This is a genomic window from Gemmata palustris, from assembly GCF_017939745.1.
In the GTDB taxonomy this organism is placed as follows: domain Bacteria; phylum Planctomycetota; class Planctomycetia; order Gemmatales; family Gemmataceae; genus Gemmata; species Gemmata palustris.
Genome location: NZ_JAGKQQ010000001.1, coordinates 4,161,052 through 4,176,029, shown reverse-complemented (window position 1 = coordinate 4,176,029; position 14,978 = coordinate 4,161,052). Strand labels below are relative to the sequence as shown.

The following is a 14,978-nucleotide window of genomic DNA, read 5'->3' as shown; positions in this document are numbered from 1 at the left end:
CCCAATCTGCGCTTTCGTCGCGCGCCGGGACTGAGTCGCGCGCCCCGTGACGATGTTCGGCGGGGCCGCGCACACCCTAGACAAGAAGCCCCGCCCCATTCCGCCCACACCGGCGAGAATCGTAGATGCAGTTGGCCGTTGACGGGCCACGTGTACGCGGGCGCGTGGCCGACCGTGAACCGGATCGTCACGTTGTCACCCGCGGGCACGTCTGCGTCGGCGAGCCGGGTGCGTTATCCGCGGCCTCACACCGCGTCGGCCGGGTGCTTCCACGGGGCGCGGTACGGGCGCTTCAGGAGCTTCGTCGCCTCGTCGTCCCCGACGCAGACGTGCTTCTCCGGGTTCCAGGTGATCGACCGGCCGAGCTGCTGGCTCAGGTTCGCCAGGATGCAGCTCGCCGACGAGATGTGCCCCTGCTCGATGTCGGCGACGGGTTTTCCGCGGCTCTCCCGGGCCTTCAGGAAGTCCTGCCAGTGGCGCCGCAGCGCGGATGCGACGTGGCGCTCGAGATCTTTCTCGGTCTTGTCCTCGGGGAACTTGTCCTCCTCGAAGAGGGCCGTGCCGGTGACGGTCGGCCGGTTCGAGCCTTGCGGGAAGAACTCGTACTTGTTCACGCTCGCCTTGAGCGTCCCCTTATCGCCGTAAATGAACGCGGCCCACGGGTATTCCGGGTCCGGGGTGCTGCCCCAAGTGCGGTGCTGCCACGTGACGGTGAGCGCCGGGAACTCGAACGTCGCGCTCTGGGTGTCGCTGATGTTCGACTTCGCGTTCTTCTGGACCAGGATGCCGCCGGTGCTGCTCACCCGCGTGGGCCAGCCGAGGTCCAGCATCCACCGGACCATGTCCAGCATGTGGATGCACATATCCCCGACGATCCCGTTGCCGTACTCCGTGAACGCGCGCCACCAGCGGCGGTGCGGCAGGTTCGCGTCGAGATCCTTGTAGAACGGCGCATCGTACTCGCGCAGCGGCGCCGGGCCGGTCCACATCTCGTAGTCGAAGAACTCGGGCACCTTCGTGACGGGCGGCTTGTCCCCGCTCCGCATGTGGTAGTAGCAGCAGATCTCGACGTGCCCGACGGTGCCGAGCTTCCCCTCCTTGATGACCTTCTCCTTCGCGTCCGCGAGGTGCGGGGTGCTGCGCCGCTGGGTGACCACCTGCACGACCTTCTTGTGCTTCCGGGCGGCGTCGAGCATCGCCTTGCCCTCCAGCACGTCCACGCTCACCGGCTTCTGCACCCAGACGTCGGCCCCGGCCTCCAGCGCCGCGATCGCCGGCAGCGCGTGCCAGTGGTCCGGGGTTTCGACCATGACCACGTCGCAGTCCTTTTCCTTCAGCAGCTCCCGGTAGTCGGTGTGGAGCCGCGGCTTCTTCGGGGCCTTGGCCCGCGCGGTGATGAGGTCGGCGGCCCCGGCGAGCATCTTCTTGTCCACGTCGCACAGCGCGACGACCTCGACGGGCGCGACCTGGAGCAAGCGGAACAGCGAACACTTGCCGTACCAGCCGGTGCCGATCAACCCGACGCGGATCGGCTTCGATTCGGCGCCCGCGACGAAGTACCCGCCGGCGGGGGCGGCGAGCGCGGCCGCGGACGAGGTCCGGAGAAAGTGGCGACGGTCCATTGGGGAGAGACCTTTTGGGAAGAGGGGAGGCGACCCGAACACTGGCATTATGCGCGAACGAGTAAACGAAATGCCACACGTCGCTCGTTTTCTGCGCACGCGGTCGCCGGAGGTGCCGGGCGAACGGCCGGTGTGAGCCGGCCGGTGAAGTGCGAACGTGGTGCCGGCGCTGGGGATCAGTTCTTTGAGTTGATCGCCTGAATCGCCCGGTTCGCGGCGTCGCGGACGTAGTCCGCATCCCATTCGGTTCGGTTGTCGACGAAATCCTGGAGCGCGGGCAGGGCGGCGGATGCTTTCGGCCCCATCTCGGCGAGTAACGAGAGTGACATGTAGGCGACACGACCCGTGTGCCGTTGGGCGTTGCGGATGAGAAACGCCACCGGATCATCGGTCAGTTCGAGGATACTCCGAATACCCGCCTCTACTTCGTAGCTTTCATCGGTGTTGATGTGCTCGACGATCAGGTCGGGGTCGGCACGCAGTTGGATCAAAGCTTCGGCCGCAGATTCCGGGTAAAGCCACATGTTTGAGGCCAACCACGGCACCGCCTCCAATGCAGCCGGGCCGATCTGTCCGAGGGTGTGGCAAACCGCGTTCTCCACGGGCCGTTCAACGCTATCTATCGAATCGTTCAACTCGGGCCATCGTTCCCACCCCTCGATCTCGGTGAGTGCCGTGATGGAGGGCGCCGCGGCGGCTTTGTGAAAGCCCAGGTCAACGACCGCCAGCCACACGTCTACCCAACTTTGCTCCTTCAATTTCGCCTGAAGCGCCGACACAGATTGCAATTTCTCCGGCTCAAAGAAACGCATGAATCCCTGGGCTTCGTTGCCCGGCACTTGATCCGGGTGCTCCCGAATCCACGTGCGAACCGCGTCTACGGCCGAAGTCCCCATCTCAAAAAGTGCGGCTTCCGCAGAACCACGGCGCTTCCAGTCGATCTCCTCACGTTCAATGGTGTAGCGGACACCGCGAGGAATCACCGTCAGCGTTTTCATAATCCCCGGCACCGGGTCGCGGGCATCGGGCTTCATCCATTCCCAGATGTCGGCGTCCCGCACCCACGGCGCACGCGGGTCGCTCCGCTCTTCCAGCCAGTCGGCGAACACCAGACGCGCTGTCGTGTCGTCCGGCGCGGCGGCGATGGCCGTGAGGAACGCCGTTTCATCGGGGTGCCGGTCGGGGGTGCTCATGCCCGCAATGTTATCCGTCCACACCCTGGGTTGAAACCCTGGGCTATTCCCGTCACTTCTTCGAGGTCCAAAAAACAACGAATGGGGTTGCGGCCCCAAAAATCCCGGGGTTGAAACCCCGGGCTATTCCCGGTGACCCCTTCGGGGGCCAAAAACAATGCGCGGTATTTGTGCCCCAATGAGGCCCAATGCCTTTGTGACCCCGAAGGGGTCACCGGGAATAGCTCGGGGTTTCAACCCCGGGCGTGGACGGGTAACAAGAAGTGCCCGGTTCTACCCACTGCGGCAACCACCAGTAAAAGCGCCAAGCGTACTCACGTCACCGACGTACCCGCGAGCACCCTGCCCGCGACGATCAGCGCCGCGCCCGCGAGCACCCGCCAGACGTTCACGCCCTGCCACTCCCCGAGCAGGCCAGACCGATCCCCACCGCGACCAGCGTGTTCATGTTGTAGAGGGGGCGATCACACTCACCTGGCCCTCGTACCGGCCCAGTCCGAGCATGATCCCGAAGATGCCCGCGGCCCAGAGCGCGGCGAACTCCGCGGTCTGGGCGCTTTCTTCCACGGGTATCGCGAAAGGACGGTTGAGACGCTCGGCGGGCCGTTACCAGCCCGCACCGACCGGTTGCCCATCCGTCGGGAGCAAGAGGCGGGACCAGACGCCCGTATCGATCCCCGGTTGGAGCAAGTGGACCGATCCGTCGGCGAAGGCTACCGGCATCACGTCGTGCCCGGTCTGGGCCGTCCAATTGTTACAGCAGTTCTCCCCGATCGGGCAGTCCTTCGCGGCCAGCGGTTTGGGCCGGATCTGGAACGAGAACGTGTTCGGCATTCCGTTCGGGTAGTTGTACCTCTTCGCCCCGTCCCCGAGATCGACCTGGTCGTTATTCAGTCCCCACGTCAGCCCGAACCCGTGATCTTCCCAAGAGTTCAGCGCGACTCGCCCGCGGGCGTCGCACCAGGAGTACCCCTCGGCGAACAGGACCGTACACGCCGCCCCGTCGCTGAGAGCCGAAAGCGCGCGGGGCGGTGACTGGTACCCCAATCGCGAGTCGCCGCCCAGGGCGTTCCAGTTCGCCAAATAATTTGTGCTCCCCCACTTGGTGGGCTGGGCGGCGTACACCCGGCCGTCACCCGCGTCCGGGTCCGAACCGATGCTCGCATCGTTCCAACAGCGCAGAACCGAGAACCGCGTTTCGGAGATGCCGGCTCCGTAGATCCCGCCGGTCTGGGTGACGGTTCTCGGCCCGGACCCCGGCGGCTCCCAGCGCCCGCCCGTACCCGGCACCCAGACGGCGTTCGCGGGTTCGTAGTGCCCGGTGCGCCCGACCCATTGCCACTCCCAATGCACGTGACCGTTGAACCCCCTCACCTGCACGTAGGTGTAAACACCGGGGTTGTCAATCACGTACGTCCGCGGCGGCGACCAGTAGCCCGGGGTGCTGGTGACCCACGTCCCCGTCGCGGGAATCGTGTACCCGTTCCAGTTGTTCCCCGTTGCCCGGATGTTGGCATCGATGCGCTCGGCGAGTGCGCCCTGCTCCACGTCCGGGAGGATGTGGGCGAACCAGCTCCCTTTGACGGAGAGCGTAGTGGGAGTCGGATAGCTGCCCCAGTACGGCGGCATCTTCTCGTTGCGCGCGTGGAACTGGTGGACCCCCAACGCGAGCTGCTTCAAGTTGTTCTGACACCGGAGCAGGCTCGCTGCCTGGCGTACTTTCTGGACCCCGGGGAGCAGCAGGGCGATGAGAATCGTGATAATGGCGATCGTCACCAACAGTTCGACCAAAGTGTAGGCGCGCGGCCTTGCAGCGCGAAAGATCATCGCGTTCCTCAACGTGTGTTGTTCGCCCCGGCGTGACGGGTCGTCCGTCGCGTAGAACGATATCGGATAAGGGTGAAGCCGTGCGAGTCGGCTGTGCGACAGGAATGTGCGGCAGAAGGCGGACTTGTGCAAATGAAAATTGGTGAGTTCCGGGCATCGGGGGGACGAATGTGCGCTCTCTTAAGACCAGGGAAGGAATTCGAGGCGAAAGAAGGACGGGCACTCGGACAAATGTGAAGGCATCCACTCGCACCGGGCGCCGGATCGGTCCCGCGGGCAGAGACTGTGGGGAGCGATCGGTGACCGAAGAGGAGCGCCCGCGCGCCGGTGACTGGGACAAAAAACGTACCGCTTCGCGCTCGGTCGCGTCGTAGAATTCCCTCGCCGCTCCGAGCGGAGCAACATCGGGTCGACGAGTCGGGCGACGCTTCGTTCTCGTTCGATATGCACGTGACGATCAAGTGCGACGACGCACCGGCTCTGGAATCGGCGCTCCACTACGCGCTCCGGTCCCGGCGGGTGAACCGCCTCTGCGTTCTCTATCCCGCTGCAACTTGATTAATGAGTATCTTTCATGCCGCGATAACATCGGCACTATCACATCCCGTGTGAGGGCGCGCATCGCCCCATTTACCCCTTCAAATTCGCTTCGAGTAGGATGGCAAGCACCCGCAACGGGTGCCCCGAGCCGCCTTTGGCGCCATTCCGGGTTCGAGAATGAGCAGGGCGGATCAGAATTCGGCGTTGTACTTTTTGACCATCTTCCGCCGGAGGTCGAGCGTCCCGGCTTGTATGGCTTGCCACGTCTCCCGCCGGTACAGGGCCTCGTTCTGCGAGGTCACCGTTTGGATGTTGTTGACCGTCGCGTAGTTGTCCACGACCGCGGTGGACGTGCTCCCGCTCGGGACCGCGTAGTTCCACCCGTACCCGCCGTAGTACCCGCCGACGTACCCGCCCCCGGTGTAGTAGTTCGGGGTACTCACCGTGGACATCGCTCTGTTCGCTTCCGCCAAACTGATCGCGCCCCCGGCCTTCTGCGACATGACCGCCATTGTGCGCAACGTGGTCGCGAGCGCGGCCCCCCATTGGAGCAGCTCCTCGTCCACGTTCAACAGCGGCAGTTCTTCGATGTAGCGCGCCCCGTTGTTCAAGACGGCCGTCAGCTTCTGAAACGTCGGCGGGCTGTTCTTCTGCACCTCGCCCATCTTTTTCTGGACCGCCTGGAAGTACTTCTTCGAGGCCTGGAGTTTGACCTGCTCGGCCGGCACCTCCGGTGCGGGTTGGTCGACGGCGCCGAGTGACGGTTGAAGAAAGGGGGACAAAAGATCGTTCGCGCTCTCTTTCGTCAGTGGCCCGGAGAACGTCACCGTGCTGCCGCGGACGGTCGCCGCCCACTGATCCATTTCCGCACTGTGAAACCCTAACCCTTTGAGCACCTCGAGCATAAGCGGTTGGGCGGCGCCGTCGAGCGGGGCGGCGGGGGCACCGAATTCCAGTCGCAACTCCGCCGCCAATTTGTCGGTCGCGCTGATCGATACGGTGACGTAGTGGAGTTGGCCGAACAGATCGGCGACGGGTCCGATTTTCGCCGCCTTGTCCTTGAACGTGGCGGTCGCCGCGAGCCGGGTCTTCACCAGCGCCGGGGAGAACATGTCGCTCGTGTCCAGTACCAGAACTACGGGAGTGTTCGCACCGACCCCCGCCCCGGCGATTGCCAGTAAGGGAGACAACTTGGGCGACACTTCACCGTTCGCTTCCCGTAGCCAGCGCCCCATATCCTGGCGATTGGCGGGTTGGTACCCACCGGCGATTCCCGGCTTGAGGTTCGCCACGAACCGGCTGTTGGGGGTCAGAACGACGTTCTTGCCGGCGATCTTGTCTGTCGTACCGCCGGTCCCCTTGAGCAGATCGGCGTCGGACATCGGTTTCTTCAGCCGGACGACGAACGCTTCCCCGCTCGGACCCGAGCGGGGCTCGAATTGAGACGCCACGACCAACTGGGACACGCCGGGCGGGAGCGTGTCGAGGCCGGAAACGGGTTCGCCGCTGGTGCCCCACTTTTCCTTCTTCGCGATTGCGGACTTCCCGAGGGCGTCCGCGTCCACGAACAGGACCAAATTGGTCCGGGACGGAACCCAGCCCAGCAAATCGGTGACGCGCTCCTGGGCGCGTAGTGTGCCCGCACCCGTGCCGAGGGCCGCGGCGATCAGCATCACTCGAAAAACAGTGCTCATGGGTACCCTCGAATATGTGACTATTTGCAACTGCCCGAGCGCTCGATTTTGAGTTTCCGCACTCCCGCGTGTTCCCGTGGGTCGCCAGCGCCCGGCTCGGACCGGTCGAGGGCACGCGACTCCGTGAGTAATTTCAGTGACATCCCGTCAATCGGGGCGCGTTACGGAGTTACTGTGTTCGTCGGTCGCGTGCTCGTGAGCGTGGGTGTGGAGGAGGCTAACGCGACGAAGGGGGAGATACACCTGTCAAAAGTGACAGGTGGGAGAACAGAAAACTAACAGGTCGCGGGGAAGGCGTCCCAAATCACAGTGATCGTTGCTACCCGCCGGGCGCGAAGAGCTGCGGGTCGAGTCGGTGCAGGAGCTGGCGGATGCGCGGTACCGCGTCGAGGCCGGCGGCCCGCCCGATCGCGGCCATCTCCTCGGACCGCGTGAACGCGGTCAGGTCGAACCCGCGCACGTCCGTTTCGATCACCACGTCGGCCGGGAGCACGCCCTGGGCGTTGAGGATGTGGTTCTGCACCAGCAGGCTGCGGAGGAGCGTTTGGAGCACGGACGGTTTCTTCCCGGTGTGCGCGCGCGTGTCCGGTGTGATCGCGCAGAACGCCTTCTCCATTTTGGCCGTCACGCTGACCGCGATTACGAAGTTGCACCCGCGCGCCACCAGCACGTCGGCCGGGATGTTGTTCGCCAGTCCCCCGTCGATGAGGGCCTGCCCCCCGCGGACGATCGGGACCGAAAGGACCGGCAGGTTGATGCTCTCGAGCACCGCGTGGGTCGCGTCGCCCCGGTCGCGGACCACCGGGGCGCCGCTCACGAGGTCCACGGTGATCGTCAGGCACGGCACGGAGAGCTGTTCGAGGTGCCAGTCGCGCAGGTACTTGCGGAGCATCGGGTCGAAGTGCCCGCGCCGGTACTTGTACAGCAGGTACCAGTGGTCCCCGCGCGGCAGCCGGCGGAACACCCACGACGGGCGCAGGGCGGTGGCGAACTGGTTCGCGCTGTAGTCGCAGTCCAGGCCGCTGGCGTACACGACCCCGGTCATCGCCCCGGCACTCGTGCCGGCGATCATGTCCACCACGATCCCCTGGTCTTCGAGCGCCTTGAGGATGCCGAGGTGCGACATGCCGCGGGCCGCGCCGCCCCCGAGCGCGACCCCGATGCGCACCCCGCGGAGGTCGTGGACCAGGCGCTCCAGCCCGGCCGTCAGCGCCCGGCCGCGTGGGAACTTGGGAGGCGCCCCGGCGATCTTGAAGTCCCGAGCGACGAGGTCGTGGAGACCGGGCGTGACCGGGGCCACGGAATCTTCGCCCTCCAACAACCAGGCGATGCCGATCTTGTCGCGCCACCCGTGGGCCGGCACGTCGAGCGCCCGGAGGCGCTGCGCCGCGGCCCCGCTGTGACTCGCGGGGACGAAGTAGACGGCCCGGTCCGCGATCTCCAGTAACCGCGACATGCGCTCCGGTTTCGTGTCCGCGTGCAGGTCGAACACGATGCGGTTCACGTCGTGCCACGCGGCCGCCTGTCGGCGGATCTCTTCGGGCTCCACATCCCGGCCGTCCACACGCAGCGCGCGAAACGGGACGTCGGGGAGGTTTTGCCAGTCGTTCGAGTCGCTGAATATGGCGAGTTTCTCGCCCAGGCCGCGCAGTCGGGCGATCAGTTGCTCGGCGACCGCGCGCGCAGCGGGGGACTCGTGGATCAGCGCGAGCACCATCGGGGCGCGCTTCGGGGCGGCACCGAAGAAGTGCTTCCGCAGGCTCCCGGTAAACGTCGACAGCCACAGGCGCCGCAGGTCCGGGTGCCGGAACGTCAGCTCCATCGCCTCTTCGTAATCCAGGTTCAGGACCGCCGTCGGCTCCAGCGCGACGACCCGGACCGGGACCGGCTCGGTGAGCGCGCCGACCATCATCCCGAACTGCTCGCCGCGCCCGATCATCCGGAACAGGGACTCGCCCCCGCGCGCATCAATCCGAACGGCCTTCAACCGGCCGCGGAGGACGAACCCGACCGTGGTCAGGGGGGTGTTCGCCTCGTGGACAACGTCGCCGGTCGCGTGCTGAGTCACGCGGGCGAGTGATGTCACTTCCCGGAGCACCTCGTCGCTCGCGCTGCGGAAGTACTCGTGCATCTTCAGTAGCGGGATCACGTCATCGTTCACAGCGGCGCCTTTCCAGTTCGCGGCGAATGTGGTCCCCGAACCCGTCCGCGGGGGCGGCATTGGCGATGTCGTTCAGGCGCGCGAGGCGCTTGAGTTCCGCAAACGGGAGCGCGCGGTCCAGGCGCCCGTCCGCGTACAGGGCGCGGTCGAGTCGGCCGTTGGCGAGTACGCGCCAGTCGAACCGGCACCGACTGTTGGGCAGCCGGTAGAACGTCGTGGTGCAGTTCGTGGTGATTCCGTGGTACCAGCGGGGCGCCGCGCGCAAGTCGTTGATGGCCCCGGCGTAGTCGAGGAACGCGGCCCGAACCTCTTCGGGCGGGGCGGAGAACCGGTACAGGTGCGCCTCCTGCGGGCGCCCGTGTTTCGTGCGCCGGAGCACAATATCGCGCTCGTCGGCCGCGACGATGACGAGTTCCTGTTGGCGGTACAGGCTGCGGGGAATGGAGAACCGTTGGCCCTTGCGGAACCGCACTTCGATCGACACGCACACGCGCCCGTCGGGGCCGAAGTCGAACGTGAGGACCGGGTGGCTCATCAGGGCGATGCCCCAGTTGAAGAAGACGATGTCCACGCCCCGCAGCTCGGAGAGGCGGTACGTCCGGGACTCGTACCGCGGGGTGAAGTCGTCGAGTGTGCGGTACTCGAAGTTGCGCACGTTCGCGATGGTGACCGCGTCCCCGTCGTGGGTCGCGTGGGGCAGGGTGCCCACGGCCGGTTCCCACTCGCGGTCGTGACTCGGTCTCAGTTGGCTCCACCACACCAGAAAAAGGGCCGTGAACCCGAGCAACACCGCAAACGGGTACCACAGCGGTTGCCACAACGCGAACAAAGCGGTGACGCCAGTGACCCACGCGACCGCGGCCGCGCGACCCCACCGCCCGGCACCGCAGACGTCGTAGTAGATCGCGCCGGCCACCCACAAGGTTGTGACCGCTGCGATCATGAGCAGCGGTGCGGAGATGACCCACTCCAACACTTGATCCATGATGGCTTCCAATAACCCGAACGTGATCACAGAACGACCGATGCACGTTTACGCAGGCCGAACGGGGCTTGAGGCGATAGTCGGAACACGTCTCGCGATTCGCCGGCCCCAGCCGACTAGACACACCTGACCCAACCCGATCCACACCCACACCAGCGTGTGCGCAACCGCCGCAACGTGGACCCAGAACACTATTTGCACTCGCCTCCGCTCGATGCGCTCTTGTGCGCCGGTGATCTCCCGGCGGGCGTCCGCCAGCCCCTCGGCCAAGCGCTCCGAACCGGCCACGGCTTCGCGCACGAGTTCGATCAACTCGCGCGTCAACCGGACCGCGGCGGCCGACTTCACGGCGTCGATCCGCGCTTGCGGGATGTTCAGCACTTCTCCGGCGCGGTCGATCGTGTCGGCCGCGGTCCGGGCACGACTCGGGTGCTCGAACTCCCCGCCGAGCTGAACAACGACGTCCTCCGCCGCGCGCAGACCGACCGCCACTGCCCGGAGCGAGTCCGCCAGCGCTGCGGCGCGGTCGATCGTCGGAAGGAGCCGGTCGAGGAGGCGCTCGATCGCGGCCCGCACCCGAGGGAGTTCCGGGTTCTCGGCTGCCAGCTTTTCGGCCTCGCCGCGCGCGTCAGCGAGGCCCGCGCGGACGGCGGTCAGGCGCGCCTCGACCCGCTCCAGTCGCGCGTCCGCTTCGGACAGTCCGTGGTTCAGGCGGGACGCGGCGCGGGTCGTGCGGTCCGTGGTCCGTACCGCGGCCCACCAGCCGCCACCGAGCGCCGCAGCGCACACCAGCACCCCGAGCGCGCCGAGGGCGGCGGCCCCGGTTCCCAGCAGTCGTCTCATGCGCCCCTCTCCGGGGTGTGAATGGCCCTTCCGCAGCGCGAGTGCGAGCGCGTCCCGGTGCTCACGCGAGATATGTTTTCACCACGCTGCCCTTGAGGGCGAACTGGATCAGATCGGCGAACGTCTTCGCCCCGAGCAGTTCCATCATGCTGTACTTGTGGAACGCGACCGTCCGCGGGGTGATCTTCAGGAGCCGCGCGATCTCCTTCATCGTGTGCCCCTCGGCGAGCAACTGGAGCACCTCGCGCTGGCGCACGCTCAACTCGACGGGCCGGGCGGCCGGTCCGGGGACGTGCAGGAGGTTCTCGACCAGCCCCCGGGTGGCCATCGGCGTGATGTACGAGCGCCCCTGCGCGACCTCCCGGATCGCCTGGAGCAACTCCGACGCGGCCGAGTTCTTCAGGAGAAAGCCGGATGCGCCCACGCGGAACGCTTCGGCGGCCAGGTCCGCGTCCTCGTTCATCGTGAGGATGATGACCTTCACGTCCGGCGCGTCCTTCCGCAATTGTCGGGTCGCGTCCAACCCGTTGAGCAGGGGCATCGCGATGTCGGCCACGACGATGTCGGGTCGGAGCGTCGGGACCTCGGCGAGCAGCGCCAGCCCGTCCGCGACCGCGCCCACCACGTCGCACTCGGGTTCCACGAGGCGCGCGAACGCTTCGCGAATGAGGCGGTGGTCGTCGGCGAACAGGACGCGCGGACGGTTCACGAGAATCTCTCCGCGGTGGAAACGAGTTCGGGTTCCGGTTCGGTTACGCGGGCCACGGGAACGGGTACGCGGGCCTCGATCCGCGTGCCCCCGGCCGGCCGCGAATCAATGACGAACTCGCCGCCTACCAGGTTCAAGCGCTCGCGCATACTAACCAGTCCCAATCCCGCGCTGACCGCGGAGAGGTCGAAGCCGGCGCCGTCGTCAGAGACCCGCAGGCGGATCGTATTCGCGCTCCCGCGCAGTTCCACAGTGGCTCCGCGCGTTCCGCTGTGTTTGACGACGTTCCACAGGGCCTCTTGCGCGATGCGGTACATGCAGAGCGCAACGTCTGCGGGAACGGATTCCGGCACCGCATCGTGCGAGAACGTTGCGATGAGCCCGTGCGCGTGGTTCAGTTCCTTGCACAGCCCTTTAAGGGCCGCGACGAGTCCCAGGTGCTCCAGCTTCGACGGGTGCAACTGGTGAGAGAGGGCGTGAACGGAAGACGACAGGTCCTTGACCCGGGCCGCGAACTCGCGCAGGTGCTGAGCAGTTTGGGTCGCCGATGTCGGTGGCACGCACGCCAAAAGTTCCATCTCGATGGACAACAGGGCGAGGCTTTGGTTGAGGTCGTCGTGCAGTTCGCGGGCGATACGGCGCCGCTCCGCTTCCTGGGCCTCCAGTAAATGGCCCGTCAGCACCCGCTGTTCCTGTTGGCTGGCGCGTAACTCTTCTTTCACGCGCCGGCACTCGGTGCGGTCGGTGACGGCCACCAGTACGAACGCACCGCGTGGCGTCCGGATCGCGCTCAATCCGATCTCGACCGGGAACGTGCTCCCGTCCTGCCGCCGCGCGAACGTGTCGATCCGAGTACCGGACAGAGTTGGGGGGGCCGCAACAAACTTGGCGCGGCCGGTCGAAAACCGGTCCAGCAGGTGCTCGGGAACGAGCCGGTCCGCCGGTCGTCCGAGCAAATCCCCTCGGCCGGAACCGAAAAGTGCTTCCGCTTGAGCATTGGCCAGAAGAACCGTGCCGTCCCGATCGACCATCAGCATTCCGGTGGGGGCCGTTTCCACCACCTGCCGGAACCACTCGTCGGTCCGCACGCGCGCCTCGCGCCGGATCAACAGCCCTGCGATCAGCAGCGCCTCAATGAGACAAAACAAACCAATCCCAATGACGTGCCACTCGCGGAAGCCCCCGACAATTCCCCGGAGCCCGGTCCCGTCTCCGGGATCGGGCACCACGATTTGTGACTGCAGGTGCGGGTCGGTCGCTGCCTGGGCCGGGTGTGCGTGGAGGAACGCGATCGCGCCGAGCACCAGTCCACAAAGCCGTGGCACAGAAGACCGCCAAGTCCGTTGACGCGCCATGCCACCTCCCGGAACCGGGCGATACGGAGCGTCCGTGCCAGAATTTCAGATCGCGCTTCGCGTGCGCGGTTCTGTGCTTGTGTTACATAGGTACGTAAAGCGATTATCCGACCGTGTTTCGATTGTCAATAAATTTCGCCGCACCTGTCAGTATTTGGCCGTTCAAACTGTCAGAAATGACAGGTGCGTTCTTGATGAATCGGTTTAAACTCTCCCCGCACACTGTACACGAACGAGCGATCCGGGCCGCGACTCTCGCCCGTTGGGGCAGATCGGAGGGGCCGATGTTCGTATCACCGCTTGCCGGCAAACCGGCCCCGGTCGAGCTACTGATCGACCCGGCCCGGCTCGAGCGCGAGTATTACGACCGTCGGCCCGACGTGGACGACACCGAGCAGCTCGTGAGTTTCGGCCCGGGCGGGCACCGCGGCTCGCCCGTTCGGGGTACTTTCACGGAATCACACGTGATGGCCGTAGCCCAGGCCGTTTGCGACTACCGCCGCAGCAAGGGGATCGACGGACCGCTCTACATGGGCCGGGACACGCACGCCCTGTCCGGTCCGGCGCAGCGAACCGTACTGGAGGTACTCGCGGCCAACGGCGTGCCGACGGTGATCCAGCGCGACGACGGGTTTACGCCGGCGCCCGTGATCTCGCACGCGATTCTGACCCACAACCGCGGCGGCACGAACCACCTCGCAGACGGGATCGTGGTCACGCCGTCGCACAACCCGCCCGGCGACGGCGGAATCAAGTACAACCCGCCCAACGGCGGACCGGCCGATACGGGCGTGACGAAATGGATCGAGGAGCGCGCCAACGAATACCTGCTGCGCGACAACGCGGGCGCCCGGCGCGTGCCCTTTGAAGCGGCGCGAAGGGCCGCGAGCACACGGGAGGAAGATTTCGCGCTCGCTTACGTTGATGACCTGGGAACCGCGATCGACATGGGCGCCATCCGCGGGGCCAGATTGTCGCTCGGTGCGGACCCGCTCGGCGGCGCTTCCGCAGACTATTGGCCCCGCGTCAACGCGCGCTACGGGCTCGCGATCGATGTCGTTAACCCGGCGGTGGACCCGACGTTCGCGTCTGTGGCGGTCGACCACGACGGGCAGATCCGAATGGACTGCTCCAGCCCGTGCGCGACGGCCCGGCTCGTGGGCCTTAAAGACCAGTACCGGGTCGCGTTCGCCAACGACCCGGGCGCCGACCGGCACGGGATCGTCACCCCGTCCGCGGGGCTGATGAACCCGAATCATTACCTCGCGGTCGCGGTCCGCTACCTGCTGGCGCACCGCCCCGGTTGGCCCGAACGAGCGGTCGTGGGCAAGACGCTCGTCGGCAGCGGGATGATCGACCGCGTGGTGCGGGAGCGCGGCCGAGCGCTGTGGGAAGTGCCGGTCGGGTTCAAGTGGTTCGTGCCGGGGCTGTTCGACGGCTCGTGCTGTTTCGGGGGCGAGGAGCGCGCCGGCGCGAGCTTCCTGCGCCGCGACGGGGCCGTGTGGACCACTGATAAGGACGGCCTGTTGCTGGCCCTCTTAGCGGCCGAGATCACGGCCGTAACCGGGAAAGATCCCGGCGAGCACTACCGCGAACTCACGGCCGAGTTCGGTACTCCGTACTACGCGCGAATCGATTCCGGGGCCACACTCGAGCAGAAGGCGCGGCTCCGGAAACTGGCCCCTCAAGACATCAAGGATTCGGCACTCGCTGGCGAGCCGATCGAAGCGGTTCTCACGCGCGCCCCGGGCAACAGCGCCCCGATCGGCGGCCTCAAGGTGGTCGCGAAGTGCGGGTGGTTCGCGGCCCGCTCGTCCGGCTCCGAGGACGTGTACAAACTCTACGCAGAGAGCTTTAAGAGCCAGTCGCACCTCGACGCGATCGTAAGAGACGCCCAGCGGCTCGTCGCGAACGCTTTGGGGGGAAGTACGCGGTAACTGTCGCCCGCCGCGTATCGCTCCCGTCAGTGGCAGGCGGGGGAGCGGGCACGGCACCCGAACGTGCTCTCCGAGATGTGCCCCGCCGGAGAGCGTACAGTTCCGAGACGGC

12 protein-coding genes are annotated in these 14,978 nt (G+C 66.3%); 2 read left to right on the top strand and 10 right to left on the bottom strand.

Going from position 1 to position 14,978, the window contains the following annotated elements:
• Positions 1 to 245: 245 nt before the first annotated feature.
• The 4 genes from J8F10_RS17205 to J8F10_RS17195 form a co-directional block, all read right to left on the bottom strand.
• Positions 246 to 1,622, bottom strand: a complete 1,377-nt coding sequence (locus J8F10_RS17205; protein ID WP_210655668.1) for a Gfo/Idh/MocA family protein — start codon at positions 1,620 to 1,622, stop codon at positions 246 to 248.
• A 176-nt stretch (positions 1,623 to 1,798) separates the two neighbouring features.
• Entirely contained in the window at positions 1,799 to 2,815 is a 1,017-nt protein-coding gene (locus J8F10_RS17200) for a TIGR02996 domain-containing protein (protein ID WP_210655666.1), read from the bottom strand.
• Between the two features lie 444 nt (positions 2,816 to 3,259).
• Positions 3,260 to 3,382, bottom strand: coding sequence for a hypothetical protein (locus tag J8F10_RS39900; protein ID WP_261363067.1), 123 nt, complete (start codon positions 3,380 to 3,382; stop codon positions 3,260 to 3,262).
• Between the two features lie 39 nt (positions 3,383 to 3,421).
• Positions 3,422 to 4,642: a DUF1559 family PulG-like putative transporter gene (locus tag J8F10_RS17195; protein WP_210655664.1), complete on the bottom strand. Its 1,221-nt coding sequence runs from the start codon at positions 4,640 to 4,642 to the stop codon at positions 3,422 to 3,424.
• A gap of 327 nt (positions 4,643 to 4,969) precedes the next feature.
• Between J8F10_RS17195 and J8F10_RS40850 the strand changes: the two genes are divergently transcribed.
• Positions 4,970 to 5,200, top strand: coding sequence for a GIY-YIG nuclease family protein (locus J8F10_RS40850; protein ID WP_390891109.1), 231 nt, complete (start codon positions 4,970 to 4,972; stop codon positions 5,198 to 5,200).
• A 173-nt stretch (positions 5,201 to 5,373) separates the two neighbouring features.
• Here J8F10_RS40850 and J8F10_RS17190 read toward each other — a convergent pair whose 3' ends face one another.
• From J8F10_RS17190 to J8F10_RS17165, 6 genes are all read right to left on the bottom strand, one after another.
• Complete coding sequence (locus J8F10_RS17190; protein ID WP_210655662.1) at positions 5,374 to 6,876, bottom strand: hypothetical protein; 1,503 nt, start codon at positions 6,874 to 6,876, stop codon at positions 5,374 to 5,376.
• A gap of 319 nt (positions 6,877 to 7,195) precedes the next feature.
• Positions 7,196 to 9,037, bottom strand: a complete 1,842-nt coding sequence (locus tag J8F10_RS17185) for a cyclic nucleotide-binding and patatin-like phospholipase domain-containing protein (RefSeq protein WP_210655660.1) — start codon at positions 9,035 to 9,037, stop codon at positions 7,196 to 7,198.
• Positions 9,027 to 10,022 (bottom strand): lipoprotein N-acyltransferase Lnb domain-containing protein, encoded by a 996-nt coding sequence (locus J8F10_RS17180; RefSeq protein WP_210655658.1) that lies wholly within the window; start codon positions 10,020 to 10,022, stop codon positions 9,027 to 9,029. Before J8F10_RS17180 ends, J8F10_RS17185 begins: the two co-directional genes overlap by 11 nt.
• Positions 10,023 to 10,070: 48 nt before the next feature.
• Positions 10,071 to 10,865, bottom strand: coding sequence for a hypothetical protein (locus tag J8F10_RS17175; protein ID WP_210655656.1), 795 nt, complete (start codon positions 10,863 to 10,865; stop codon positions 10,071 to 10,073).
• 61 nt (positions 10,866 to 10,926) lie between these two features.
• Positions 10,927 to 11,574, bottom strand: coding sequence for a response regulator (locus J8F10_RS17170; protein WP_210655654.1), 648 nt, complete (start codon positions 11,572 to 11,574; stop codon positions 10,927 to 10,929).
• On the bottom strand, positions 11,571 to 12,899 hold the full coding sequence (locus J8F10_RS17165) for a PAS domain-containing sensor histidine kinase (RefSeq protein WP_210655652.1): 1,329 nt from the start codon (positions 12,897 to 12,899) through the stop codon (positions 11,571 to 11,573). Before J8F10_RS17165 ends, J8F10_RS17170 begins: the two co-directional genes overlap by 4 nt.
• Before the next feature lie 314 nt (positions 12,900 to 13,213).
• Between J8F10_RS17165 and pgm the strand changes: the two genes are divergently transcribed.
• Positions 13,214 to 14,866 (top strand): phosphoglucomutase (alpha-D-glucose-1,6-bisphosphate-dependent), encoded by a 1,653-nt coding sequence (gene pgm / locus J8F10_RS17160; RefSeq protein WP_210655650.1) that lies wholly within the window; start codon positions 13,214 to 13,216, stop codon positions 14,864 to 14,866.
• Positions 14,867 to 14,978: the final 112 nt, after the last annotated feature.

Bases quoted from the DNA above. Each gene is read 5' to 3' on its own strand.
- J8F10_RS17205 (WP_210655668.1), bottom strand. From the start codon at position 1,622: ATGGACCGTCGCCACTTTCTCCGGACCTCGTCCGCGGCCGCGCTCGCC.
- J8F10_RS17200 (WP_210655666.1), bottom strand. From the start codon at position 2,815: ATGAGCACCCCCGACCGGCACCCCGATGAAACGGCGTTCCTCACGGCC.
- J8F10_RS17195 (WP_210655664.1), bottom strand. From the start codon at position 4,642: ATGATCTTTCGCGCTGCAAGGCCGCGCGCCTACACTTTGGTCGAACTG.
- J8F10_RS17190 (WP_210655662.1), bottom strand. From the start codon at position 6,876: ATGAGCACTGTTTTTCGAGTGATGCTGATCGCCGCGGCCCTCGGCACG.
- J8F10_RS17180 (WP_210655658.1), bottom strand. From the start codon at position 10,022: ATGGATCAAGTGTTGGAGTGGGTCATCTCCGCACCGCTGCTCATGATC.
- J8F10_RS17175 (WP_210655656.1), bottom strand. From the start codon at position 10,865: ATGAGACGACTGCTGGGAACCGGGGCCGCCGCCCTCGGCGCGCTCGGG.
- pgm (WP_210655650.1), top strand. From the start codon at position 13,214: ATGTTCGTATCACCGCTTGCCGGCAAACCGGCCCCGGTCGAGCTACTG.